19 protein-coding genes are annotated in these 26,322 nt (G+C 39.9%); 4 read left to right on the top strand and 15 right to left on the bottom strand.

Annotated elements, in window-relative coordinates; genetic code table 11:
* Genes bsdcttw_RS03015 through bsdcttw_RS02990 form a run of 6 tightly spaced genes read right to left on the bottom strand, consistent with a single transcriptional unit; the run spans position 1 to position 12,040 of the window.
* Positions 1-2,208 (bottom strand): DUF5696 domain-containing protein, encoded by a 2,208-nt coding sequence (locus bsdcttw_RS03015; protein ID WP_185257944.1) that lies wholly within the window; start codon positions 2,206-2,208, stop codon positions 1-3.
* Complete coding sequence (locus tag bsdcttw_RS03010; RefSeq protein WP_185257943.1) at positions 2,198-4,234, bottom strand: YIP1 family protein; 2,037 nt, start codon at positions 4,232-4,234, stop codon at positions 2,198-2,200. Before bsdcttw_RS03010 ends, bsdcttw_RS03015 begins: the two co-directional genes overlap by 11 nt.
* A gap of 16 nt (positions 4,235-4,250) precedes the next feature.
* Complete coding sequence (locus bsdcttw_RS03005; RefSeq protein WP_225903777.1) at positions 4,251-5,138, bottom strand: carbohydrate ABC transporter permease; 888 nt, start codon at positions 5,136-5,138, stop codon at positions 4,251-4,253.
* Positions 5,135-8,029 (bottom strand): extracellular solute-binding protein, encoded by a 2,895-nt coding sequence (locus tag bsdcttw_RS03000; RefSeq protein WP_185257941.1) that lies wholly within the window; start codon positions 8,027-8,029, stop codon positions 5,135-5,137. The genes bsdcttw_RS03005 and bsdcttw_RS03000 overlap by 4 nt, the downstream gene beginning before the upstream one ends.
* 13 nt (positions 8,030-8,042) lie before the next feature.
* On the bottom strand, positions 8,043-10,274 hold the full coding sequence (locus tag bsdcttw_RS02995; RefSeq protein ID WP_185257940.1) for a family 43 glycosylhydrolase: 2,232 nt from the start codon (positions 10,272-10,274) through the stop codon (positions 8,043-8,045).
* 29 nt (positions 10,275-10,303) lie between these two features.
* Positions 10,304-12,040: a glycoside hydrolase family 2 protein gene (locus bsdcttw_RS02990; protein WP_185257939.1), complete on the bottom strand. Its 1,737-nt coding sequence runs from the start codon at positions 12,038-12,040 to the stop codon at positions 10,304-10,306.
* Between the two features lie 341 nt (positions 12,041-12,381).
* Here bsdcttw_RS02990 and bsdcttw_RS02985 point away from each other — a divergent pair, with 341 nt between their 5' ends.
* Together bsdcttw_RS02985 and bsdcttw_RS02980 are read left to right on the top strand one after the other, a co-directional pair.
* On the top strand, positions 12,382-13,314 hold the full coding sequence (locus bsdcttw_RS02985) for an ArsR/SmtB family transcription factor (RefSeq protein ID WP_185257938.1): 933 nt from the start codon (positions 12,382-12,384) through the stop codon (positions 13,312-13,314).
* Entirely contained in the window at positions 13,301-14,800 is a 1,500-nt protein-coding gene (locus bsdcttw_RS02980) for a family 43 glycosylhydrolase (protein ID WP_185257937.1), read from the top strand. Before bsdcttw_RS02985 ends, bsdcttw_RS02980 begins: the two co-directional genes overlap by 14 nt.
* A gap of 154 nt (positions 14,801-14,954) precedes the next feature.
* Here the strand turns inward: bsdcttw_RS02980 and bsdcttw_RS02975 are convergent, their stop codons facing one another.
* The 9 genes from bsdcttw_RS02975 to bsdcttw_RS02935 form a co-directional block, all read right to left on the bottom strand.
* Positions 14,955-16,418 (bottom strand): deoxyguanosinetriphosphate triphosphohydrolase, encoded by a 1,464-nt coding sequence (locus tag bsdcttw_RS02975; protein WP_225903776.1) that lies wholly within the window; start codon positions 16,416-16,418, stop codon positions 14,955-14,957.
* A gap of 206 nt (positions 16,419-16,624) precedes the next feature.
* The gene (locus bsdcttw_RS02970) at positions 16,625-17,257 is read right to left on the bottom strand and encodes a hypothetical protein (RefSeq protein ID WP_185257936.1); all 633 of its coding nucleotides are present in this window, start codon (positions 17,255-17,257) and stop codon (positions 16,625-16,627) included.
* Complete coding sequence (locus tag bsdcttw_RS02965; RefSeq protein WP_185257935.1) at positions 17,214-18,476, bottom strand: ABC transporter permease; 1,263 nt, start codon at positions 18,474-18,476, stop codon at positions 17,214-17,216. The genes bsdcttw_RS02970 and bsdcttw_RS02965 overlap by 44 nt, the downstream gene beginning before the upstream one ends.
* A 1-nt stretch (position 18,477) precedes the next feature.
* Positions 18,478-19,356: an ABC transporter ATP-binding protein gene (locus tag bsdcttw_RS02960; protein ID WP_185257934.1), complete on the bottom strand. Its 879-nt coding sequence runs from the start codon at positions 19,354-19,356 to the stop codon at positions 18,478-18,480.
* A gap of 121 nt (positions 19,357-19,477) precedes the next feature.
* Positions 19,478-20,662, bottom strand: a complete 1,185-nt coding sequence (locus bsdcttw_RS02955; protein ID WP_185257933.1) for a HAMP domain-containing sensor histidine kinase — start codon at positions 20,660-20,662, stop codon at positions 19,478-19,480.
* Positions 20,650-21,324, bottom strand: coding sequence for a response regulator transcription factor (locus bsdcttw_RS02950; protein ID WP_185257932.1), 675 nt, complete (start codon positions 21,322-21,324; stop codon positions 20,650-20,652). The genes bsdcttw_RS02955 and bsdcttw_RS02950 overlap by 13 nt, the downstream gene beginning before the upstream one ends.
* 114 nt (positions 21,325-21,438) lie before the next feature.
* Entirely contained in the window at positions 21,439-22,521 is a 1,083-nt protein-coding gene (locus bsdcttw_RS02945; protein ID WP_185257931.1) for a hypothetical protein, read from the bottom strand.
* Between the two features lie 76 nt (positions 22,522-22,597).
* Positions 22,598-23,845, bottom strand: coding sequence for a methyltransferase domain-containing protein (locus bsdcttw_RS02940; RefSeq protein ID WP_225903775.1), 1,248 nt, complete (start codon positions 23,843-23,845; stop codon positions 22,598-22,600).
* 21 nt (positions 23,846-23,866) lie between these two features.
* On the bottom strand, positions 23,867-24,736 hold the full coding sequence (locus bsdcttw_RS02935) for a GNAT family N-acetyltransferase (protein WP_185257930.1): 870 nt from the start codon (positions 24,734-24,736) through the stop codon (positions 23,867-23,869).
* A gap of 230 nt (positions 24,737-24,966) precedes the next feature.
* On the opposite strand from bsdcttw_RS02935, the gene bsdcttw_RS02930 reads away from it, so the two are divergent.
* Positions 24,967-25,587, top strand: coding sequence for a YczE/YyaS/YitT family protein (locus tag bsdcttw_RS02930; protein WP_185257929.1), 621 nt, complete (start codon positions 24,967-24,969; stop codon positions 25,585-25,587).
* Positions 25,588-25,716: 129 nt separating this feature from the next.
* The gene (locus bsdcttw_RS02925; RefSeq protein ID WP_185257928.1) at positions 25,717-26,289 is read left to right on the top strand and encodes a hypothetical protein; all 573 of its coding nucleotides are present in this window, start codon (positions 25,717-25,719) and stop codon (positions 26,287-26,289) included.
* Positions 26,290-26,322: the final 33 nt, after the last annotated feature.

The following is a 26,322-nucleotide window of genomic DNA, read 5'->3' as shown; positions in this document are numbered from 1 at the left end:
TTACCTCTTTCCTGCGTTAGAACCTATAACCTGATAGGACATCGCACCTACCATAATCTCTCCGTTCTTGAAATCAGAATCAGAGTAGTTAATGATTATGTTCACTCCATTGTCATAAAGGACGGATACTACCTTGTCATTTAAATAGGTATGAGACTTAATCCCGCTGCCCTCTACCTGTCTTAATACGGAGCCAATGCTATTGTAGTAGTTCTCAATAGTTGGCTTTAACACCTCATATTCAGAAGTATATATATAGGAAGAATTCGTATTTCTTAGCTTGTTTGGCGATTCCTTTGTCAGAAGGAAATTCGGATATGCACCGTATTCCAGCATCTTCAGGAAATACTCTGTTTCATTTGCCACAAAGTTACTATACCCGGCCCAGTAAGGCAGGTAACCCCTTAGTACGATTGGAAGAAAGGGCACTTCTTTACTGATATAGCTGTAATTTGAAGTAGAAAGCGGCATATCGTAAAACTTACCGGTATATTTCCATAAGTACTCATTGGGATTCTCCAGGGAAACATTATAATCCTGCAGTCCTTTTAAAGCTTCTTCATACATTCCCGCTGTATCACCTCTGGTATAGATCTTCCCTCCTGAGTAATAAGAGAAAAGAGTATCCGGCAGGGATGAGAGGGCTATGTTACTGATTGCGGTATCATCATATCTGTCTTTCCATTTATTCACCAGACTCAAGGTCTTTGAAGGAGTCATATAATACATAGTGGGAAATACATAGGCATTGGTCGGCTTTTCTACCAGCACCTGATTAATTCCCTTAACTATATCCTTTGCCGTATTGTAGAACCGCTTCGGGTTGGCAAGAAGAAAATCCTGCTTTAACACAAGGCTGATATCCTTTTGCTTTAATTCCTTTGCAAGGTCATAAAGCTCACTCTGACTGCCTAGCTTTCGTTCTACCTTGAATTTCCCGCTGCCATAGTTTAAAGAGGCTCCTTTTTGCTGCCAGCCCGTATAAACAGGCATAAGGTCTTTTACACCGCTTTGCACCATATTATCTATGATATCTTTCATATCCTTAACCGTAGTCATAGGGACTACCTGATTAAAGATAAACCACTTCTTAGTATCTGCACCGAAAAAATCCACCTTAATCTGGAACTTATCTTCCTGCTTTTGCAAATCGCCTTTCTGTAACAGATACTGCTGATATACCTTAGCTAATCCGGTATAATCTGCCTGATCTCCATTTACCATTTTATAGCTTATAGAGATATCCCTCATATAAGGCTTCTTTTCAAAGGTCGGTACACCGGAAGCTGCCGCCGTCTGCATGGTATAGATTTCACGGTAGTTAAATCTGGCAGTAACCCAGTTATAATCCGTCATAACACCATTGGGATAGGCCAATATTTCCCCATTGTACTGTCCATCTTCAGCAATCCCTAAAAATCCCTGCTTACTCTTCGTATATACCATTCCAAATACCGGTGCCGTAATTTTCTCCGGCTCTACTACCGCAGGCTCATCGTAATGACTTTCTCCAAAGGCTTCTATTCCCGCATTGGAACCATATATTTTTTTCGCATAAGGTGTTTTATATTTTCCCTGATTATCCGTCAGATTGATAAGGGCTCCCGCTCCTTCCGGAATCAGTATATATCCTTCTTTTTCAGCACCTTTGGTGGCACCGAACAGGGGATAAAGATACACTGCCGACAATTTGTAATCTTCTCCTTCTGTAATACTGTCCTGCTTAACAGAAGCAGAAAAACCGTCTTCCTTTAGGCGTACTTCCAGACCTATCTGAAAATCATAGGACGGAAATTCTATGGCTGCATCAAAGCCATCCTTATAATAGGTAAAGGTTTTCTTTGCATTCCCTTTTATCAGATCTACACGTTCCGGCATGGCTGCCTTACTGGTGCACAACTCTACAGAGATTCCGGAGCTTAAGAACCCTTTCCAGGATTGATTGGAGTTCTTATCATCTACAACGGATTCATATACATAACCGGTTTTCTTGTCCTTTAGAGAGATTCCCAAGGTAGCTTCATCCAGATTCATAATATAATTGTCATTCTCAAAGGTATTTGTTTTACTTATACTGCCGCTTAGGGCAGTTACCTTATCGGAAGTATGAAGGAGAGGAATGTTATTATCCGCTGCTGTTATGGTTATGCCTTCCATCGCCAGAACTGCACTCAACAATAAGCACAGTAATCCTTTTTTACCTGCCACGATAATAGCCCTCCTTTACGAGTGATACTACAAAATCAATAACCTGATTAATCAATGCCATTAAGATAAACCCTGCCGCCAGTACAAGAAGCATTGTAAAGACAGTCAGTAAAATGCATTTAAAGGTCTTTTTATAGCTATAAGCCTGTATCTCCTTAATCATAACGGTGATTAATATCGCCATACCGGCAAAGATAAAGAAATTCAAAAACTTAATAATAAAACCTTCGTTAAAGGTAAGCATGTGACTCAGAATAATACATACCGGCTTTAAGAAGATATAGGGAGCCAGGCAATAGGCATAGGCATTGTATATATTCTGAAAGGAACCCTCTCCGTCCTGTATGGAACAGATCATATTGCAGCAAACCATACTTAAGAGAAAGAAGCCAAATACGGTAAGAAAGTCCGTGCCAAGTTCATAATAACCATCTATAACGTTCTTGAATAAAAATCCGCTGTAATACTTGTTTATCACATAAATCACAAAGAATAATATGTATATAATCGTAGAGGACCAGATACTGACTTTTCTCTCGAATTTTATTCCATAAAAGGCGTCTGCCGGGTTCTTCGGGATATATTTTAGGTAAGCCATCTGTTTTAAAAATTTTCTGTTTTTAAGATTTTCAATACCTTCTGAAAACTTCTGAAGGAATAGAACTTTATTCTTTGTCTTTTTATAGAGCTTACGAAGCACATAAAGCACCAGAAGAATTTCCAATATCATAACAACATTGTTGCGAATCCAGTTATTGCGCAGCTCCCAGAAAGCATCGGAATATCCGTTATAATCCCCGCCAAGTCTTGCAGCACTAAGGGCCTTTCCGTAATCTTCCAAGCGGTAATAAGCTTTTCCGATTCCTTTCTGTGCATAGTCAAAAAGACTGTTTTTACTTAAGACCTTTTCCCAAGGCTGCTGACTTTCGGTATAATACCCTTCCTGATAAAGATTAAGAGCCTCATGTACGGTCTTAGCGTACTCTGTCTGCATAAATACTGTAATATTCGCCTGTTCAGAATCCAGTACATATAGTCTTCCCTGGCTGTCAGTATCTATGGCAGAAGGAGCGGTAAATAAACCGGTCCGGTTATTTCCGTCATCCTTGCCGCCAAATAAGAATAATAAAGCCTGGTCTCTGGTATATTCCGCTATATATCCGTCCTTGGATACCGTATACATATTTTCAATGTTCCCAACGGCAATGTCTGTAACCAGCTGGTCAAAATAACCGCCGTTTAACATGTTCTTACCGGCCATATTGAACTTCTTGATACCATCCTTATCTGTTCCCTGGGTTACCGTATATAATAAGCCGTTGTTATCAATCTCAATATTGCTGGCCGCTGCGGGCACATTCTGCTGGAGGCTCTTCTTCATCTCCTCCGTAAAGGCAAAGCGTTTCAGTATCTGTGTAAAGCTGGTATAGGTATAGTTGGCGCCAAAATATCCATAGAAGTCTCCTTCCGCACTAAAGGAAAGGATTCCGTTTCCGTTTCCCTCGGACAGTGCATAGATACCTCCCGCTGCATTTACTGCCAATTTTACAGGTGCATACCGGTTGTCTTTTCCAAAGAGTGGACTAACCGGCTTTTCATAGGCTTTTACAAATTCCCCTGCCTTATCGTATACCATAACCTTTTGTAATTTCGGATCCGCTACATACAGGTTCTCCTTCTGGTCTACAAAAAGCCCTGTAGGAGACTTAAGCTCCCCTTTGACAGTACTAATAAGATTTCCTGCCATATCACAGATTAAGACTCTGGCATTGCCGGTGTCTGCAATATATAATTTACTGTCATTCCAGATATATAAATCCGAAGGATTCTTTAACTGTTCCTCACCGAATTTGTCATATACCACAGAAGGCACATAGCCGTCCTGTGTATTGATAAACCAGCCATTTTTATCAATTGTCAGGGTTGTATATGGGCTTTCCCCTTTTACTGTCAGCGGATGCAGAAGGAGAAGAATAACTGCCAGCATACAAGGTAAACATTTTCTTAAATTTATTAGACGTCTCACAAGTTTCTCCTTTTCGTCAGTCATCCTGAAAGATTCTGCGGGCAAATCTGGATATGCTGTAAATTACTAAGAGCAATACCAGTGATACGCAGGAAGCATAGCCCATCTCATAACGGATAAAGCCGTAATCCTCAATATGGTTTACAATTAACTGTCCCGAATACAGAGGAGTAGGGTTGGCCCCGCTTAACTGTACGCCGATGGCTCCTACCGAGAAGGTATTTACCACCGCCATAACCGCTGCAAAAAGCATCTGAGGCTTCATCATAGGTATGGTGATGTAAAACATTTCTTGAAAACGGTTGCGGAGTCCGTCAATGGAAGCCGCCTCGTAAACTTGTGTATCAATGTTTAAGATACCGGCGAGAATTGCTAAAAATCCAACCCCCATACTGCTCCATAAGGATACAATAATCATAATGGTCAGCAGGTATTTTGCATCGGTAAGAAAGAGAATCGGTTCATTGGTAATTCCCCAATCCATTAGCAGGTAATTAATGTACCCCATCTGGTCTCCGGCAAAGATAATCTTCCATACCACCGCCATGGCAATACCTGAGGTCATGGAAGGAGAATAAATCAACAGTGCCAGTATAGTTCTTGGTACTTTACTGACCTGGGCTAACATCCAGGCTAATAAAAAGGAAAGTGCATAACCTACAGGACCTACGATAAAGGCAAAAATACAAGTGTTTGGCAAAACCTTCTGCATAAAGATATCATCCTGGGTCAGAAGGTTAATGTAATTTAACAAGCCTACAAAGTTCGGTCTTTCCACTGCATTATAATTGGTGAAACTTAAAACAATGGCTGCTATAATGGGTACAATGATAAAAATTACAAACAGCAGTAAATAGGGAAGTAAAAAGTAATATGCGATATTTATTCTGGATTTTTTCTTCATTTTAACCATTCCTCTACCATTTGGACGTCAGGGACAATAAGGTCTTTGATTTTATTCCCATTCTTATCCACATAGCCAAACTCCTCCAATTTTCTCGCAAGCTCCCGATTTATCTTCTTCTGTGCGCTGTCCACAGCGCTTCGAAGATTTGCATTCTGTGTTACTACCTGCACTAAGACATTTCCTAACTCTCTTTCGATAATATAACCTCCCGGTACTCTTGGCGCCTCATAGGTCCAGGATATCTGATTTACAATGGTATCTTTGAATTTAGAATTCCAGGGTGACGCTTTAATAGCCTCCAAATTAGCGGAATTCCAAAGATATTCATTACCAAGAGTGGATTGCAGGGTAAAGGCAAATTCCGTCTGTACTTCTGTAGAAGTCCACCAATCAATGAACTTCCAGGCTGCCTCATTGCTGTCATTTTTCTTAAAAACCACACAGCTTTCCGCTGCTCCTGAAGTATAGCGCAGTACATTGCCGTCTTCATCCTTCACTCCCGGATAAGGTGCTATGTCCCAGGAATCAGAAAGCTCCGGAGCTGCATTGGTAAGCAGGTTAAAGGTTGCGTAATCAGAGGTACCAATGGGCATTCTGCCATCACGAAATGCCTGGTAGAAGCTTAATACTTCGTATTTCATATCATAAATAGTAAAATTCTCTGTTAATTCCTTCAGGCCTTTCAGTACCCCTGGAGTCTCCAGGTCAATCTGAGTACTGCCGGACTCCATCAGCTTTCCGCCGTTCTGAAAGATAAAAGGTGTCGTTGTGTTATAACCCTTTACCAGGTTATTCGCCACATGGGTGTTAAATCCAAGCCCCATGCGTTCCAGCTGGGGAAGCATCTTTCTTACTTCCTCCATGGTATCCGGCACTTTAAGTCCTAAGGAATCCATAATATCTGTCCGGTAGAACAATACATAGAAGTTAAAGGTCTCCGGAACCGCATAGACTCCATTATCACATACTCCCGGTATCAGCATACCAGGTGCAAATCTTTTGCCCACTTCCTTAAAATTGTCATACTGGCGCATATTCTCCAAGGCTCCTCTTAATGCCAGGTCGTAGACATAACCGGAGCTGATTCCTACGGCAGCATCCGGTGCTTTACCGGAAGCGTTAGCCAGTATTAATTTCTGCTGGTCCGGAACGATGGAAAGATTTACATTAATTCCGTACTTCTTTGTAAACTCCGTATCCGCCATTCTTTGCATGATTTCAAGGTACTGTCTCGGCCTAGCTACCCAGATATTTAAGGTGTCATTCTCCTTCTTATAAGATGGTGCATAATCCTGGGTGGTGAAGGAAGCAAAAAGTCTTCTGACAGTAAGGGATAGCTTTTGAAAAATACCAGGCTTTTTAGGGAACTTCGCATCCTCCTGGTATAAGAAAATCTTATCCAGTCCTAATTGCCCCACACTTAATTTTTCAATAACATTATTTACATTCTGCCTTGTAGAACTGTTACCATAAGAAAACAGGTTCAATTTTTTGGGAAGGTCATTGGGCTTTTTGGCCAGCTTCCTTAAGTTAGAGGAAGCCACCGTTAACTGAGATATCTCAGCAATGTTGTTTTCTTCTGGGTTTAGGGCTGAAAGTTTCTCATGGACCTTATCCAAGGTGTCTGCCCAGTTGAGTAACTTGTTTTTTATATCAAAACCATAGGGCTCTAAGTCAAAATCCCTGTATTTATCAGAGTTTCCACCTGTTATTTTGTTAATCTCAAGAGCCAGATTATTCATTTCCTTGGCAACGATATTTAATATCTTGATTGCATATCTTACCTTATCAAGGGATACTAAAAGGGTAATGGTATGTTTGCCCTTGTTTAGAAAAACAGCATTTCCCTCTGTATTACCGGTCAGAAGCCTTGTAAACTTCTTAGAATAAGGAAAGGCAGCATTTTCATAGGAAGCAGAGGGAATCTTTCCATCTATGTATATATTGCGATAGGAGCTAAAACCCGACTTCGTACTTTGACGATAGTCAAAAGCCAGGTTATAATAACCGTCTTTCTTCACTTCTACTTCATATGTGATACTGGTTCCGCCGGTCTTAAAAGACTCTTCCGCTACTTGATTTAGTACTTTCAGTTTTGGGTTATACGGTGTCACATCCGTATTAAACTCTGCAGTACTTCTGATATTCGGAGAGTTCTTACTGGTCATATCCTCTGCTTCTTTGGTTAAGAGTTCCTCTCCATCGGCTTTTTTTCCGGAATCCTCTGGGATCTTTTCTTTTTCTTCCAGATAGAGATTGCCAAGTTCTATAGACCCTTCGTTTGCCTTAAAGGTCAGGTTGTTCTCTCCTGCTTTCAGGTATAAAAGCATGGGTTCACTGTAAAGATAAGCAGTGTCATGTATATAGGCTTTTTTCCATTCCTTTATCTTTGTGGGCATAGGAAGACATTCGTTTCCATATCTGTCGTACTCTATGGTACCGGGTATCCAGGTATCTCCGAGAAATATACGTTTTAGCTCGTCATAAGGATACTCACCATTGACCTCCAGTGAGATATTAGTAGATAACAGGTTATCTCCCAATGTCTGATAATCAAAACTAAGGACATAAAGGGCAGTCTGCTTAACATTAACCTTAACCTGTACTTCACTGCTTTCACCTACTATCTTGTTATCCATTTGCATATCATCGGCGGTATAGGTAATATCTTCTCCCTGATAAAGCTCACCCTGGTATTTATCTAGATACCTTTCATAATCCGTATCAGCTATATCCCCCATGGACAGATAAGTCTCCCGCAGACCTTTACCCTCCTCTTTTCCATCCGCCTTTGTTGCCTTTACAGTCTGTACCGAGCTTGTGCCGGTACCGGTGAATATAATTGCAACTATTAATAGAATAGCTATTATATGTTTTCTTTTTCCCATATGTTTTCTCCTTTTATAAGGATAAATCCCTGCGGATTCTATATTCTTCAAAGGCAAACCCTTCTCCTGTGGCTTCCAGGCCGGCTTTTCCGTACAGATAACCGGCTGTGTCGGTAAAGGTTAAGATTACTCTATCCTCTAATACAATAGCAAGGGTTGTTCCTTCTGCTCTGACTGAGAGTGCCAGAGTTCCGGGGCTTTTGCAAGGTAGCCTGTAAAAGCCAAGCTGTTCCTCTCCATAACAGCAGCGGTACAGGTATATCCCTTCCTGTTTCACACTTATCCGATAGCCAAAGAGGGAGGAGGTTACCTGGTCCGGGAACCAGGATTCCTTAGAAGCTCTTATATAGATGGAGGCATCTCCTGTAGGTGCATTATTTCTATAAATTACAGTGCTTATGGTATAATCATTAAAACCTTCTTCTCCCACAAAGGCTCTCCCAAAATTCTCAGCGCAGGTGAAACCGGAATATTTGGTAATCATACTCTTTAACTGCTTATGACCGAATATCTTAATATCCTCTGTTACCAGCTGACCTTTTTTAACCACATCTATGTCCATGACCTCTGCTGCCTTCCTAAACAGAAAATAGTCAATGAGCATTTCTTCCTCGCTTGAGACAGCAATATCCTTTATTCCTCTGGTAAGCCACAAAACACCGGCCTTTATCTTCTCAAAGCCATTCTCATCCGATATGCCGGTAAGGTGAAAACGTAATGGCTCTGCCATATTCTCACTGGATATTACCAGGCAGTGGTCTTTCTTCCCGGCAGAGGCTCTTACTATTACCTGGTAGTAACCGTCTTCTTTTATATTCACGTGATACAGAACCTTTTTACCTTTTTCAAAAGCTGCTGCCTTTACGAGAAATCCGCTTTCCTTCAGTGGATACCCCAAAAAGCCTCCTGTCCCGTGTATTGCATCCATTCTGCCTGGAATCGCTTTGGCAGCAATCTTATCTCCATTTCCGTCTATGGTGCGGGATATTCCAAAGAACCCTACTTCCCCTTTAGCTTCCGCGGCAATGCCTAGTTTCCCCTCTCCTGTAACCGTTACGAAACTGGCAAGGAGCATATTATTTAGATAAATTTCCAGCAAGCTATCAGAGGTTCTGGCAAGTCTGACCGTCATATAGTTTAAGAAACTGACTGTATTATTTATCCGCCCCTCACTCACAGTCAGGTCACCTTCAATAATCTTATAACTTCGATCACAGCAAAGCTCTATCTCCCCCCAGGTATTCTCCCCATAACCGTATAATAGTGTTAGATTTCCGCCTTTTGTATTCACACTGAGCTCTGCCGTATAAGCCTTTGAGGTAGCTGCTTTGGATATCAGATATTTCTTATCTTTTATATCCGCCTGTTGAAAATTACCCTCTCCCCAGCCATAGCAGTCCGGCATGGCCGGCACTTCCTGCTCCCACCAGATGGGATTACAGTACATCCTGGCCCCATTAAAGAAAAGTCTGTCAATGTTCATGCTTCTTTTTCTGGGTTTCATATTCAGATCAATATTGTGATACGCTATGCAATAACTATCCAGATCCGGTGCCAGAAAGCTGGAACTATGACCAAGAGCATGAAATTCCTCTCCTGTCTCCAGTAGAAGTGTATTGTCACTCAGGTTTACATATCCGCTGTCCGGGCCTTTCTCCGAGATGCTATAGGCCACCCGGTAGCCTTTACTTAAGAGATGGTTTCCGGTATAGGTCAGATAATAAAGACCTTTTCTTTTTATTATCATGGGTCCTTCCGTCCAGTAATTCAAATAGCTTTCCGGTATTATTTTTCCATTCACCTCGATGGTATCTGCCTGAGGCATATCATGAATTACAATTCCCTTATGTCCGGCCCTTAACAGATACCGCTTACCGTCATCATCGGTAAAGAAACTTCCGTCAATCATCAAGCCATAATTTTTACTGATCAGATGAAAAGGCCCTTCCGGTCTGTCACCCTCCAGCAGATAATGTCCGCTTCCTACCGGTGATGTTACCATATAAAACTTGCCATTACAGTAAGAGACCTCCGGCGCATAGGCTCCGTCAATTTCCGGTGCGTCACAGACGCTCCCCAGATAATCAAAATCAACCAGATTCTCTGATTTCCATGCCTTTATATGGTTTCCGGCACTGGAACAATACAGGTAATAATATCCGTTAAATCTCATTATAAAAGGGTCCCCGCATTCATTTTCGGACCATTGGTGTTCCAACAGAAATGGATTTTTATAGGTTCTCATATTCAGCTCCCAGCTTCGTGTGTTTGAAATTATCTTCGATTTATTTCACTGATCTTTTCTATATTCACTTTCGGTTCACGCTTCATCGTATAAAGCCCGTTAATTTCCTGCTGCACGTCAGTTAACTGGGTGTAACAGAAACCGCAGATATAGTCCAGGGATTTGATAGCGGATGTAATTCCATCGAATCTGGAAAGCAGCGCGTCTTCGGACTTCACTTGTTCGCCGTATCCCCAGCCCTTTTCGTTGGTCAGAGCAATACCACCATACTCACTGATGATAACCGGCTGACCTTTGTAGCTATAGCCTTTTGCAAAAGCATATCGAACTAGATTAAAAGGTATCTCATTTCCAAGAATCTTATCCTTGTCACGATATCTTGAAAGGAACTCTTCTCCCCCCTCCACATAGTCATGAAGCGTAATAATGTCAGATACCGTATGCTCCCATCCGTCATTTACAATAACCGGCCTCATTCCGTCAAGGGATTTGGTAAGGTGGTAAATGCTTTCGGTAAACTGCTGCTGGGCTGTGTCAACCGCTATGTATTCTATACCCCAGCTTTCATTAAAAGGTGTCCAGGTAATAATGGAAGGATGGTTATAATTTTGTTCTACAATCTCCATCCATTCCTTCGTAAAGAGCTGTATACTGCTGTCATTGAAGATATACTGGGAAGCCATTTCAGACCAAACCAACAGTCCCTTCCGATCACACCAGTAAAGGAAACGTGCATCCTCTACTTTCTGATGCTTTCTCAATCCGTTGTATCCGGCTTTTAATATTAATTCGATATCTTCTATCATTGCTTCTTCCGAAGGCGGTGTCAGGTGAGATTCTTCCCAATAGCCCTGGTCCAGAATCAACCTTTGATAAAGGGGCAGGTTATTCAGCAGTATCTTATCTCCTTCTATGGATATCTTTCTCATTCCGAAATAAGAGTCTACCTCATCTGTTATTTCTTCGCCTGCCAACAGGCTAAATTTAACATCATAGAGTTTTGGTGATTCAGGAGACCAAAGAGCAAGGGTCCAAGGCTCCTCTTCTCCAATGAGATTAACCGGAATATGAAGGTGACCGTTTAAAACCTGTGCCTGTTTTTTGCAGATTTTCTTTCCTTCCAGGGATATTTCCACCTGAAGCCAGGTGTTTTCTTCTCTCTTAGTGCCGGAGAACTTAGCTGTTATATCTATGATTCCTTTATCAATATCCGGAGTCATCTTCACTTTCTCCAAATAGAACTCCGGTACTTCCTCTAACCATACTGTTTTCCAGATTCCTGTGGTCTGTATGTACCAGCAGCCGAAGTTATCCTGTTTCCAGCGCTGTTTTCCTCTTGGCTGTTCGCAGCTCAAACTATCTTCCACGCGAAGGGCAATATTATTATCACCTTCCTTTAACATCCTTGTAACATCAATCTGAAAGGCAGCATATCCGCCTTTATGGCTTCCGGCAAAGATACCATTTACCCACACCTTCGTTTCAAAGTCCACTCCTTCAAAATGCAAGAGCATTCGTTTCTTATCTTTCATGTCTGCTGTAAAGGTATTTTGATACCAGAGTACCTTGTGATGGCTCTGGTCATTAATCCCGCTAAGTGCAGTCTCATAGGAATAAGGAACAAGAATCTTCTGACTATCCGGAAAGGACTTATACCATTCTTCCTCTTCTCCCTTGTTATCATCGTCAAACAGGAAGTTCCATTCTCCGTTTAGATTCGTCCAATTCTGTCTTTGAAATTGGGGCCTTGGGTATTGTGTCAACATAATCATAACTCCTCATTCTTGATTTATTTTCTTATTTATACATTTTGTATGTAGTAATATCAATTGTTATTTATATATTTTTTATGTACTTATTTATTCTTTTTCCCAATTGATTTAAACAAATCATACTACTATATCAATTTTATGTCAATATATTTGTTTATATTTCTTGTATAAATAATTTTAACAACATTTTCTATGTACAAAAGATTTTTAGAATTTTAATCTTTGTACATATATAATGTATAAATATGTTGCATTTTTTTCCTTTTCATGGTAGGATAAAATTATCGCAGATATGTTACTTCTGTAATTTAGAAAGATGAGGGTAAATTCTATCTATGAAAGAAAGTTTGAAGCTAAATCTTGAAAAGAAGGAGGAACTTGTGAATATCGGAAAGGCTTTTTCCTCCTCTACACGTATTGATATTCTCGAGTTCCTTTCGAATAAGCCAGCCATTATTACCGATGTGGCCTCCCATTTTAATATTCCCCTCTCCAGCGCAGCACTTCATATTAAAACATTGGAAAGTGCCGGACTGATTTCTGTTCAACCCATTCCCGGCTCAAAAGGAGCTCAAAAGCTCTGCGGTGCACTGGTATCCAATGTTAATGTGGATGTATGTCTTGATCTGGGCTTAAATTCTAAGTACCTGTTCCGGGAGGATATGCCTATCGGCTGCTATTTCGATTATAATGTATCTCCGCCCTGTGGTATCGTATCAGAAGTTTCCGATCTTGGTGCAGAAGACAGCATCAGCGGTTTCTTTAGTACAGAGCGCTATAAAGCCCAGTTAATCTGGCTGACTTACGGACATTTGGAATACCGTTTTTCCAATACCATCTTAAAATCCAATTCCGCTAATAAGATTCAGTTCACTTTTGAAATCTGTTCAGAAGCCTTAGGATACAATCCTAACTGGCGCTCCGATGTCAGCATCTGGATGAACAATACCGAGATAGGCATCCTGGAATGCCCCGGAGACTATGGCGGAAGAAGAGGTAAGTTAAATCCCTACTGGTGGAACGATGCTTCTACCCAATACGGAGATTTGAGAAAGATCTGGATTACGGAAAAGGGCTGTTTTATCGATGAGCAGAAGGTTTCAAACCATACCATTTCCTCTCTTGGTTTGAATAAGAACAGCTTTATTTCCTTTAAGATCGGCGTGAAGCCCAATGCGAAATACGTCGGCGGAATGAATTTATTCGGAGAAAAGTTCGGAGATTACCCCCAGAACATTGTAATGGAGGTATTTCATGAAGAGAATTAAGACCCGTAACGCTATGCTAATATGCTTACTTGCAGTCATTACTCTATGCACCCTTGTTATCGGCTGCAGCAAGGAATCAGCACCGAAAGCATCGCCAAATGACGGGCCGAATTCCATAAAAGACGGCGGAATCTATAAAATTATAAATAAAGCTACCAAAAGGCCTCTGAATATGCAGCTAAGCGGCATGGTTGACGGGGCACAGGTATGGCAGTATGGAGATACGGGCGGCTTTGATGAGCTCTGGCGAGTGAAAAAACAAGGGGATTATTACACTCTCCAATCCCTTCTTACCCCCAGAAACATATCTATCCGTAAAGATTCCAAAGACACCGGCGCAATAATAGAGGTCCGGAAACCGGACGAGAAGCAGAGTTCTTCTCAGCTTTGGACTTTGAAAGAGTATAACGGCTCTATACAAATCATATCCTCCCTCTCAGACTATACTCTTGGATTGACAGAGAACTCTAAGAAATCCTCCATCCTTCCCCAGATGTTAACCTTCACGAAGGACGAATGGCAGTTATGGGATTTCAAGGAAGTATCCTTAACGAAGGATTTGCCTTATCTGCTGCCGGTAGAAGGAAGCCTCTTCCACTCCTCCTGCCCCCAAATCATAAAATATGGTGACACCTATTACATGTTTATCATGGCCCCTCATATCAGTATCAAGACCTCAAAAGACCTGATAAATTGGACAATTGCAGGAACAGTGTTTGGCGACAAAGACCCTTCCTGGATGAACAGCGAGGTTCCGGGCTATGGTATATGGGCACCAAGTGTCTATAAGATAAAAGAGAAATACTACCTGTATTACTGCATTTCGACTTCAGGCAGTCAGAATTCTGCCATCGGTATGGCTGTGAATAGTACCTTGGATATGAATTCTCCTGATTATCACTGGGAGGATAAAGGAGTGGTGATCCGCTCCCATACAGGGGATGATTATAATTGCATTGATCCGAATATCTCCATAGATGAGAACGGAGGTGTATTCTTAACTTTTGGTTCCTATTGGAACGGTATCTACCAGCGCAGTATTGACCCGGATACAGGTCTGCTGCTAAAAGATAATTCCAGACTTTATCACATTGCCAGACGTTATGCCAATAATGGTGCCATTGAGGCTCCTTATATCATCAAGCGCGGGGAATATTATTATCTTTTTACTGCCTTTAATCCTATGAACAATACTTATCACAACCGTGTTGGACGTTCCAAAAGCATTCATGGCCCTTATCTCGACAGAGAAGGGAAGTCCATGCTAGAAGGCGGCGGAACTCCTGCGACTCAGGGGCTCTCAGAGCTTCTTATGCCGGGACATGCTTCTGTTTTCCAGGATAAAGACGGAAAGTATTATTTTGTAAGTGAGTATTTTAGAAAAGCCAGCGCAAGTATTCTCCTAATCGGTACAATTCACTGGGATAAGGAAGGCTGGCCTGTTACCGCATTGACTCCTGACGCTGTAAAACTATTGGCAAAGTAAATTATTATGATAATACTAAATAGTGAAGATTCTATAGTTTGAATACCTACAATCAAAATGAAACCGGTTGGCATTAACAAAGGGGTTACTCCTTTCGTCAATGCCAGCCGGTTTCATTTATATATTTCATATAATAATCCGCTTACTTACACCTTTATTTTAGTCCATTTAATTCCTGGTATAGATTTTTTGCATAAGAATCTGTCATTCCGCTTATATAATCTGTAACCAGCAGGAATCTTAAATACAAATTTTCAGCCTCGTTTTCCGTTCTTGCACATTTGTAATCTTCCTTATAATTCGCCGAAATTATGCTTATTAACTTTTTATCTGCTTTTGAAAGACTGTATTCATCCGCCTCCAGGGAACTATCAGCATCCCAGTGCAACACCGCATAAATAAAATCGTCCATTAATGCGCTGATAATCTTCTTCGCGGATAATTCCAACTTTATTATTTCAATATTGTCGTATACGAACTCCTTCATTGCACCTTTTAATATCTTTATGGATTCCTGATGATTGGTTTCATAGAACATATCCTCTTTAAAGGTTCCGTTCATAATCTCCGTATAACTTTTTGAAAATCGGTAGGATACGATATACATCAGCCATTTTCTTACGTGCTCCATCCATTTCTGAAATGCAATCAGGTCTCCTTCGATGCTTCTGTCATTTTCATTTATACGTTTTCGCAAATCTGCTATTAATTCCTGGGTATATTTCTTGTAGGAGGAATTGGAGATATCATTTACCTTTCTGTCAAAATACTCTATGAACTGATTCAGTGAAAACAAACCTTTTTTCAGGGCATCTTCCAAATCTGCAGTAGCATAAGCTATATCATCCGCGGCTTCCATCAAATATACAAGAGGATGTCTTATATATTCCTTTTCCTTCTTGGTTCCGGTAATCGTGCAGATATATTCCATGGTATTTCTTTCCGCATAGAAGTAACCAAGCTTATGTTTTTTGATATCTTCACTCTCACCATCAAAATCCAAGGAATTCGTAGGATATTTTATAAGTGTATTTAAAACACCATAGGTTAAGTTTACATCATAACCCTGCTGGTTGTTTTTTACTTTGGAAAGAATTCTTAAAGCCTGTGCATTACCTTCAAAATTCTCCAGATCCTTTTTCATTTGCTCCTGCAGCACTTTCGCTACCGGTTTCCCTTTGTATCTGAAGTTTGGATTCTTAAATTCCTTTTTGAACCATTCTCCGATAACTACCTCTCCAAAATGACCAAAGGGAGGATTTCCAATATCATGGAGGAGTCCGGCACAGGATAGTACAACCGGGATTTCTTCCGCAAATTTACTGTTATTTTTAAAGTCTTCCTGCAAATATTGGGTTGTATTTCTGGTAATCATGATACCTAACTGCCTGGCTATTGTAGAAACCTCAATGGAATGTGTTAACCTGGTTCTTACAAAATCACTCTTATCCAAAGGAAATACCTGTGTCTTGTCTTGCAATCTTCGAAAGGCCGCACTTGATATTATGGATTTATAATCTTTCTCCAAATCACTGATCGGATATTTTTCAAAATCCCTTGGTTCTTCTTCTCTTTCCACCTGCATATTAAATGCTAATAGCTTATCCCATTCCATCATAATAACCATGCCTTTCTTACTGCAAACTTACGTCACAGGTATTATCCTGTGTGTGAAATTTATCTCTATTCTTTTAAAGTCTCTCTGTCTTCCAGGAAACACTTTCTCTGCCTGTTTCCACATTTACCGAATGCTTCGTCTTTATATCTATTATATCTCCGGCACATCGTTATATCAACAATTATCCAAAGAATAGCATGTTTTCCTCAAATTAACCGTTTCCGTATCAAATCCCGCCAGACTACTGCCAGAAGCAGCAGCATAAGTCCTCCTGTCAAAAGGTAATACTTTTCGGTAAAACTTCCATACTGCATGGAAAATAAAAAGAAATTCCCCATGTACTTTTTCCCTGACCCAAAGTTGAGTAAAAAGTATAATATGGATGCCATATACCCTAAAACCGGCTGATTGGATAAGGAAAAGACAAATGCCCCTATTCCCCCCAGAAAAATGCTGTTTGCCAGAAAGCAGAAAAACATTTTGAAAAAAGAAAACTGACAAGCACCGATTTTCATCCAGGAAAGAAATAGAATTCCTACTGCTGCAAGGACAAAAGCGGCACACAGAATACGAAGAGTGTGAATTACAGTCATTGGTTCTTTTTTTGAAGCAATCATATCTCTAATATCTCTGTCTATATCCGGAGAGAACACTGTCATTAGGAGTATAAGTCCTGTAAGGCTTAAGAATACCTCGACTACCTTTGCAGTCTGCAATGAATCAAGATTCTCAAGTCCCATGGCTAAAGGTGAAAACAGGCATAGAGCCACTACAAGAAGAACAGGCAGCAGCAGATTATGCTTTAGATTTACGCAGATAAACTTTTGATACTTTTCCATTTTTCTGTAAAATTCCTTTCCTCTTAGTGTCATACAAATAAATTAGCGCTGCCAGAAGCACCAACGCTACCACGGTGTAAACTGAACGATTAATAATCAGCTGCCCTAAGCTTTTATGAAAATTACCATATTCCCCAAGGGTATTAAACCTTGGAATAAGATTCAGTCCAAAGCCGCCTTCCATCCGGCTCATCCCAGCTAAAAGAGAAATAAACCACCAGATCACCTGTATAAGAATGGAGAAAACTCCTTCTGTCAGTTCACTTATGAAATACCCCAATACCGCCACCACCAGAATACTCGGCAGAAGCCAACCGGTGCAGTACTTTAGAAATGCAAAATAATCTGCGGTAACACCTGCATTCTTAGCAGCATAAGCCGCTTGGGATAAAGGCAGAAGGGATACCAGCAATACCGGCAGAAACAGCATACAGCAGATAGATGCCAGACGGGCGGTTACAATAACCGACGAGGAGGCACTCTTTCCATATAATACTTCATTTGCATGGGCATGCTTATCCTTAAGTACCCTGGAGGTCACAAAAAATACTGGTATTATACCTAATAGGATACCAAAATAGTCGCAATAAAGTCTGGCATAAGCCCCGGAAAAACGGTCCTTTTCTTTTATCTGGTTATAATCCTGCAGCGCTTCTTCATAGGTAAGAGGTACTCTTGCGTTACTGCTTAGATATGCCTTGCTGTACATACTTCCTTTACCGATTATTTGATCTGCCTGCTTCATTATGCTAAGAAATTCGTTGTAGGGGATATTCTCCAGAACTTTTAGCTTCATGGGCGGTGCTTCCGTCACTACCATATTCCCATCCTCTGCTTGCTTAAGCATCCCATCCTTAAACTCTTGTATCGCCTTTTTGAATTCATCAGAATCCACACCGATAAGCTTTAATAACAGAGCTTCTATTTTTTTTGTTTTTACCTCATCCAGATGGACTGCCTTATAGAAGCCAATGGGATAGGTAATATAGGTACCGTAGCTATATTCACGGAGGAGACTATCGGTAGCTGACTTCATAATCACCTGCTCATTTGTACTGTAGTGATAACCATAGCTTTTTTGTCCGGGTTTTGGCTCCCCAGGTATATCTTCTCCCCCCATCTGAGTCAGGTAGAAGAATAGGATAACTGCCAGGTACCCGAAAAATAAAATACTCTTACACCACATCTTACATTCTTTTCGAAATAGTGTCAGCCACATTTTACCTGCCTCCCTTCCTTCCCATAAGATAAAGATAAGCATCCTCTGCATTCGGTTCTATCAGCATTGCTTTTTCAAAAGGCGTGCCTGTCTCTGAGAGAAAACGCACTTCTGCCATGCTTCCCTTTGATAGAATAGCAGTAACAATATGGGTTGCTTTTAGCTCCTCCAGTTCCATCCTGGAGATTTCTGCGGTATAAACCTTTCCTTCCGCCATCTCAATCAGCTCTCTTACCGTTCCTCGAAAAATGAGCTTTCCGCTGTCAAGTACTGCAATATCCTCACAGGTAGCTTCAATATCTCCGACAATATGGGTGGAAAGTATAACAATTCTATCCTGTGCTATCTCACATAACAGATTTCGAAATCGTACCCTCTCCTCCGGGTCAAGCCCTGCTGTAGGCTCATCTACAATGAGAACCTGGGGATTATGAAGTATTGCCTGAGCGATGCCAAGCCTTCTACGCATTCCACCGGACATTGCCTTAACCTTGGTTCTGTGGTTAGCTGACAGATTCACCTTTTCCAAAAGTTCCGGTATACGCTCTTTTCTCTCCTCCTTCTTCATACCGGAGAGAGTTCCCAGATAATCCATGGCCTCATATGCTGTCATGCTCCCATACATAGAAAAATCCTGAGGCAGATAGCCTGTCATACTTCGTATTTTCCTGGTTTCTTTGATATCAATTCCATTCACTGTAACTTCTCCTGCCGTAGGATTATGTAAGGTGGCAAGAATTTTCATCAGCGTTGTTTTTCCTGCTCCGTTTCTTCCCAAAAGCCCAAACATACCCTCACTGATATTCAGACTGACTCCATCAACAGCCTTCTTATTTCCATAGGCTTTGCTTACGTTCTTTAGAATAATTTCCCGGCTCATACTTTTCTCTCCATTTCTTCCGATAATCACTAGGCTCTGTTATCCATATATATCTCCAATATAAATAAATCACCCCTTATCGGGATGATTTTATTCTAAAATGGAATTATCTATCTTTTCACTACATCACGAAAAAACTTGCACAAACAATACCGCCTCCATGAATTCCGTTGGTTATCTCAAGCATTCCTCCATGTTTTTCACATAAGAGCCTGCAGATTGTAAGCCCCAGTCCATAATGCCCCTTTTCTGTCGTAAAGTAGGGAGTTTTTGCATTTGACAGGGCTTTCTTATCAAAACCTTTACCATCATCCTTGACATAGAGATACAACTTTCCGTTTTCCAGTTGAAGCTGTATCTGAATCTTTTCCTTTGCATAGCGAAGGGCATTTCCCATTAGATTCTCCGCCACCTCCAGGACCACCCTGCTATCAAGAACCATTTCCGACTCTTCATGGTCTGCTTCCATAATAAAATCCACCTTGGGTATAGCCCCAGCCATTACAGAAAGAAGTTCTTTTATCTCAGATATCAGTTTGCCACCTGTTGTCTGCCTTCTTACTAGCTCCAGTTCTTCAAATGTATTGATTTCTTTCATGGTGTTAGCAAACTGCTCCAGCCTGTCCACCTGATTCTCGATAAGAGTAAGGGTTTCCATAAGTTTTTCTTCCGATATCTGTCCACCCGACTGGAATTTACGTAGAATCTGCGTATATCCTTTCATAACCGTCAAAGGAGTTCTGATATCATGAGCAAAAGCAGCATTTAACTCTCTTTGGTCATTTACCAGTTTCCAGGTATTTCTGCGGTTATCTATTAATTGAAGCCTCATTTGATTAAAAGCCTCACAGATATCTCCCATTTCGTCTCCGCTTAAATAACGGCAGTCCATACTAAGATCGTCCCTGCTTACCGCTTCCATTTCTTTTTTCAGGATATCCAGTGGTTCCTTTAGTTTATTTTTATAATACATATGACTGACCATAACAATAGCAATGCTTGCATAGAAAAATACGGAAAATGCTTCTGCCTGGTCAAGAAGTCTTAGTATGTCGTTAATTTTCTTTGGCAGCTCCTCTGTATTCACCGTATAACCTTGAGTATCTTTATAGATTACGGTATAATTCTTTACCCCTTCTCCAGACATAATAACATTTTTCCAGCCTTCACAAAAAAGGTAAGTGGCAAAGTAACTTGCTCCGCAGAGAAGAATCGCAATTATAATATATAATCCCAATGCTTTTTTCAAACTGGAATTATTCAAAAAAACCTTTAAGCGATTAATCTGATATTCTAAATTATCCATCGGTAACCAACTCCCCAAACTGTTTCGATCACATCCCTCTGATAATATCCGCCAATCTTAGTCCGGATCCTTCGGATATGCTCGGTTATGATATTACTGCTGCCCTCCTTATCATACCCCCAGAGCTTCTCATAAATTGCTTCCTTATCAAAAATCTGGCCCTTATGAAGGCTTAGAATCTCTACAATATCAAATTCTGTTCTGGTCAGGCTAATCTCTTCCTCGCCCCAATACACTTTTCTGGCATCATATTCAATTAGAAGATCTCCTGCTATCCTTATCTTTTTGGTTCCTTTTTGCCTCTCCTCCCGGCGCAGATGTGCTGTCACTCTGGCATGTAATTCCTCGAAGCTAAAGGGTTTTGTGATATAATCATCACCTCCAAGCATGAGCCCATTGATTCTATCCTGCTCCTCCACCTTAGCTGTCAGAAATACGATGGGGACATTTACATGATTACGTATCTTTTTACATACGGAAAGCCCGTCCATATCCGGCATATTAATGTCAAGGAGTATGATATCCGGGTTAACGGATATTTTCTCGATAGCAGACATTCCGCTGTCTGCGGTATATACAGCATAACCGGATAGCTCGAAATAATCTTTTAGCATTCTTAATATATCTTCTTCATCATCAACGATAAGTATTTTATAGGCCATGATAACTTCCTTTACTTTCTTTATGAAAAACTAAAATAGCTCCTAGTCTACAGATTACTTCTTAAATATCTACAAATTATCTATTCTGAGCTGGTAATTTAGTATAAGTATTCCTTAAGTATAATAACAGCTTATTACTTTTCCTGCTTCTTCCTCTAATTGTAACACTAACGGTCCAGTGAATTCCGTACATTTTTCATCATCTTGGAATACAATCTCAGCAAAATGGGTACATAACAGTAACTTACCATATTTAATCATATTCATAGGATCATACCCTGTAATGATTCCCTTTCTGTTTATTTTCTTTCTTCTTGACTTAAAGAAGCTACATAGCTGATGCTTACAATTTTGTAATTTTTCCTGCAAATAACTTTCGATTTCCATACTAGGTTCAATATCCAGTTCTTTTATCTCGTCTAACTCTTTTATTTCTTTTATTTCCAAATAATCCGCCCCAAGTTCCCATACTGTTTTTTTCTCTACTCCAATAATATGAAAAATATCAATCCCAGCATTAATAAATAACAGCATTATAACCGCACCTGTTACATAGGATATTCTTCTAATATCAATTTGCATGGAATTTGCTTTTATTAGCAGGTTTTTATAATCCTCTATCCTCTTCTCATAAAACTGAAGGTTGAACATCTTTAGTGCTATCAGTGCAGCATATTCTGCCATTCCTTCTAAAACTTCAGTTCTATATTCTTCCCAAATAAACTCCCTCACTAATAATTCTCTTCTCTTGCGATATGAATTGACATATCTTAATAATTTCAACACCTCTATTCTATCCTGTTCTACTATCGCCCTTGCAAGTATTTGATTCTCTTTATACTTTAAGGACAAATTTTTATTATCATTTGGATAGCAAAGTAGTTTAAAGTCATCTGGAAATCTTTCTTCACCCATTTCCTGCTGAAATGCATGAAACATTTCATGAACGATTTCCGCTGCTAATACTTCCACATTATATTTCTCCTCGTCTTCAACCCGCCAAATAGCCATATAACTACCATCCCATAAAATACTGGTATTTCCTCGAAAACTAGTATTATAAGGAATCTCTTTATTTGATAGGAATACCAATTTTTTGTTGTAAAGAGCAAAGGGATATGGATGAAATCCCCTCCATATTCTGTCATAATCCAATTGATAAATTAATGTATATATTTTATTGTATAATGTTCTCATAGATAATCTCCTATGGTATTTTCCATTAGTTTAAAATAACTTAATGGAGTTTTCCATTGGAAAAATCATTGGTTTTTCATATTGAATTCTGGGTTAACTTCTGCTTCCTGAAAGTATTTAGTAATTTAGTTATATCTATTACGTCTTCGGGTAATCCAGTAACAACAAATTTAGCAATTTTAGTCTTCTTATTAAAATTATAGTAAAATTGCATTCCTCGATAATTATTCGCATTAATTTTTTCCAGAAGTTCGTCACACAATTTCTGGGAATTATCATTATTTATTTTCAACTTATATACAGAACAAAGAGAGTCGTCTATTTCTTTCCAATCACTTAGAAAATGTTCCACAAGGATAGCTGCTTTGCCCTCAAGTCCTTGTTTTACAAACTTTTCATCAAAGAAAGCTTCTAAACTCGCTTTTGAAAAACGCCATACACCTTTTATAAGATTGCCTTGTAGGAGACCTCTCTTTATATAATTTCTGATTGTACGATCTGTAAGTCCTGTCATTTGAGATATGTTTAAGATTGTTACTGTTCCCTCTATTTTCCACGCCCTAATCATTGGTGTCCTGTTCTCTCCCAGATATCCCAGAACTTCAACCTTCTCAAACCCGGCTTCTTCCATCGTTTTTATTTCATGTTCCAGAGTAAGCGGTATGTCAAAATGAACAAAAATATTATCCGGAATCCCATCCCGTTTTCTTCTGCGCTTACATTCCGAAAGCAAGAGTTCTTCCTCTTCAATAGAACCTGCTATGTAATCACACTCTATATAACAGCCGCCCGGCTTTATGCTTTTGTAGAGCTTTTGAAATACCTCTCTCTTTTTATCTGCCGTAAAATGGTGAAGGGTTTCAAAGGAGATTGCTGCATCGTAACATTCCTCTCCAAAGTTGGCAGTAAAATAATCTTCGCATATGAGATGCAGATTTCTATTCTCATGCTTTTCATTTAACTGCCTTAACATGACCTCAGATAAATCAATCGCAGTCACCTGCATTTTAGGAAACCTTCCGAATACAGCGTCTAACTCAAGCCCTGTACCGCAGCCAATATCAAGTATTTCCTTTGCATTCTCCGGAAGCTCTTTTGCCATCCATGAATAATATTTCTTCCAGGGAGCCATATGCTCTTCGTATTCCTCTACTCTTGCGCCAAAAAATTCACTCATTTCTTCTAACTTTACATCTTTTGTTTCTTCCAGCCAATCCTTTAACTCCTGAGGCACCATTTCCTGCTTCTTATCCAAACGAATCACCATACCTTTCACCGGAACTACTCCATTTAAACCAAGGCTTACACTATCCCTTAACGGCACATTTTGTCCATTTCCTCAATCTCACGCATGAGACAATATGGGAAAGCGCAGACCTTTCTGCTTAAATTCCTCCCAACCTTCTCCAAGAACAAAGAGAGTGGTATCCTCTTCTTTTAAAATACTTTTCTCAAAACTGCCGGGATTTTGAGGAACAAACCCCAATACAACCTTTTTAATACCAGCACCGAAGGCTTTTATCACTTTATCAAGTTCCACTTCCTCTTCTGAAATAACCTGGTGCAGGAAGAGGATTCCTTCCCTTTCCTCCGCTATTGCATAGGTATTCAAAGACCTGATGTAATAAAGGGAGTTCTTCATAAAATAAGTAAGGTAAAACAGAATAAGTCCGCTATTCTCCATCTCAAAAAGACTGCTTTTTACCGCTTTTTTTATAATTATCTCTATTTTTTCATAGTCTTCCTTCTTCCCCAAAGGGTATATCATTGCTTCTCTGCTGCCGGTATTCTTTAATTCCTTACTGTATTGATACTCCACAGCCTTTTGAAATCCAAACTTTGGATAATAGTCCAGCACACGATCATTGGCCAAAAGATAAATTCCATCACAGGTACTTTTATATTCCTTCAATATTATTTCTATCAGCTGCCGATTCAGACCTTGCCCACGGTAATCAACGTCCGTCATAACAGTCCCCAGCTGTATAAAGAACTTCCTCTGCCCGCACAAAGTAAATGGCATTTTATTAACCGAAACATTGGAGATGATGCTACTGCCATCCATGAAAGAATAAGGCCGAAAGGCATCCCCCCAATATCCACGCTGATACCATTCTTCAAAATCTATTCCAAAAGTTCTTTTGGCCAATGCCTCAAAGCTGGTTCTAAGTTCCTTATTCTCTTTATAATCTGAAATAAATGTATACTGTTTCATCGCTTCTTCCTCCTATTGATTATTTTATCGAATAGGAAGCATAAAGGCTACCTCAAAATTAATTAAAAACTTTATTTATACTTTAACTGCCCTTTAAGCAACTGGTTAAAATGGAGAACATGACTGATTACAGATTCCATTTATTCAAATTTTGATAGACATTTATCTGAATCCTTAGTAAGATAAACTAGTGTATTTACATAATATGATTCATAGAATCGGAGGCTTACATGAAATTTGGTTTAAAAGATAAAAAGAGAATATTGTATGTATTATTAGCGGTTTTTATGATGGGGTTCTCCCTATCCTTTCTAATACGGGTAAATTTCGGAACAGACCCCTGTTCAGCCATGAATCTGGGTATAGCAAGACATTTGCACTTATCCTTTGGTAATTGGCAGGTGCTACTCAACTTAATCTTATTTCTTATCGTTATTGCCTTTGACCGTTCACAGATTGGTTGGGGAACTCTTGCAAATATGATATTAATTGGATATACGGTTGACTTTTTTAGATGGCTGTTCGATTTATTTTTACCGGATAATGCTTTTAGTTCTCTCTCCGTGCGAATTCTGGTTTTAATTCCTGCCCTTTTTCTATTCATTGTGGCAGCTGCGGTCTATATGGCTGTGGAACTTGGAACTGCTCCTTATGATGCCATTGTATTTATCATTTCCAACAAGTTTAAAAAAATCCCTTTTCGTCTTATAAGAATCACCTGGGATATGACTGCCTGCCTTATCGGTTTTTTACTCGGAAGTACCATCGGTGTTGTCACTCTAATGATGGCCTTCTTACTGGGTCCGGTGATTGCCTGGGTGAAAGAAAAAATAAACATTTTGTTGATTTAAAAATTATTTTGGTAATTATTGACATATCTAATAAAAAAGAGTAAGATTTGAATACAGGGGCTTGCCTTATTTTTACATTTTGTAAAATACAGGTTTACATCTAAAACTAATTATGAAAGGGGTTTTCATATGGTTTCCAGAATGTATAAGTTTAGAAAAGTACTATGTTTCGCATTTATAGCCGTTCTAATGCTTCAAGTTTTAACTCTTACTGCTTTTGCAGATGACAGAACAAAAACCGTAACAGTTGACCAGTCCTACACCTATATTATCACACCAGCTCAATTTCCAAGCTACATGGGTTCACCTTCCTCTTATGTACCAGCTACCTATAACTATAATGACGGTACCTATAAAGGTACCTTAAGCTTATCCTATGCAGCCTGCTCCGCTCCTATCTCTGTGGGAAGTAATCTGCAGGTTACAATATATACAAAATATACCGGTACAGTTACTGCACCTGCCGAGAGCAAGACAATTACTTATAGCACCTCTTACAGCTTTACTATCACTCCTGCACAATTTCCGAACTACATGTCTTCTCCGGCTTCCTATGTTCCTTCCACCTATAATTACAACGACGGTTCCTATCATGGCACACTGAATCTCACACGGGCAGCCTGCTCTGCACCCACTGCTGTGGGTAATTATTTACAGGTTACAATCTTTACCGACTATTCCGGCACTGTTTATTACAAATAAATTGCTTTAATTCCTATAGTAGTAAATCTGTAA

Source organism: Anaerocolumna chitinilytica, from assembly GCF_014218355.1.
Taxonomy (GTDB): Bacteria; Bacillota; Clostridia; order Lachnospirales; family Lachnospiraceae; genus Anaerocolumna; species Anaerocolumna chitinilytica.
The sequence above is the reverse complement of the archived record's forward strand: the minus strand, read 5'-3'. Positions and strand labels throughout refer to the sequence as shown.

Bases quoted from the DNA above. Each gene is read 5' to 3' on its own strand.
- bsdcttw_RS02950 (WP_185257932.1), bottom strand. From the start codon at position 21,324: ATGGCCTATAAAATACTTATCGTTGATGATGAAGAAGATATATTAAGA.
- bsdcttw_RS02985 (WP_185257938.1), top strand. From the start codon at position 12,382: ATGAAAGAAAGTTTGAAGCTAAATCTTGAAAAGAAGGAGGAACTTGTG.
- bsdcttw_RS03005 (WP_225903777.1), bottom strand. From the start codon at position 5,138: ATGAAGAAAAAATCCAGAATAAATATCGCATATTACTTTTTACTTCCC.
- bsdcttw_RS02930 (WP_185257929.1), top strand. From the start codon at position 24,967: ATGAAATTTGGTTTAAAAGATAAAAAGAGAATATTGTATGTATTATTA.
- bsdcttw_RS03000 (WP_185257941.1), bottom strand. From the start codon at position 8,029: ATGGGAAAAAGAAAACATATAATAGCTATTCTATTAATAGTTGCAATT.
- bsdcttw_RS02975 (WP_225903776.1), bottom strand. From the start codon at position 16,418: ATGATGGAATGGGATAAGCTATTAGCATTTAATATGCAGGTGGAAAGA.
- bsdcttw_RS02965 (WP_185257935.1), bottom strand. From the start codon at position 18,476: ATGTGGCTGACACTATTTCGAAAAGAATGTAAGATGTGGTGTAAGAGT.
- bsdcttw_RS02945 (WP_185257931.1), bottom strand. From the start codon at position 22,521: ATGAGAACATTATACAATAAAATATATACATTAATTTATCAATTGGAT.
- bsdcttw_RS02995 (WP_185257940.1), bottom strand. From the start codon at position 10,274: ATGAGAACCTATAAAAATCCATTTCTGTTGGAACACCAATGGTCCGAA.
- bsdcttw_RS02980 (WP_185257937.1), top strand. From the start codon at position 13,301: ATGAAGAGAATTAAGACCCGTAACGCTATGCTAATATGCTTACTTGCA.
- bsdcttw_RS02955 (WP_185257933.1), bottom strand. From the start codon at position 20,662: ATGGATAATTTAGAATATCAGATTAATCGCTTAAAGGTTTTTTTGAAT.
- bsdcttw_RS02970 (WP_185257936.1), bottom strand. From the start codon at position 17,257: ATGGAAAAGTATCAAAAGTTTATCTGCGTAAATCTAAAGCATAATCTG.
- bsdcttw_RS02935 (WP_185257930.1), bottom strand. From the start codon at position 24,736: ATGAAACAGTATACATTTATTTCAGATTATAAAGAGAATAAGGAACTT.
- bsdcttw_RS02990 (WP_185257939.1), bottom strand. From the start codon at position 12,040: ATGTTGACACAATACCCAAGGCCCCAATTTCAAAGACAGAATTGGACG.
- bsdcttw_RS02960 (WP_185257934.1), bottom strand. From the start codon at position 19,356: ATGAGCCGGGAAATTATTCTAAAGAACGTAAGCAAAGCCTATGGAAAT.
- bsdcttw_RS02925 (WP_185257928.1), top strand. From the start codon at position 25,717: ATGGTTTCCAGAATGTATAAGTTTAGAAAAGTACTATGTTTCGCATTT.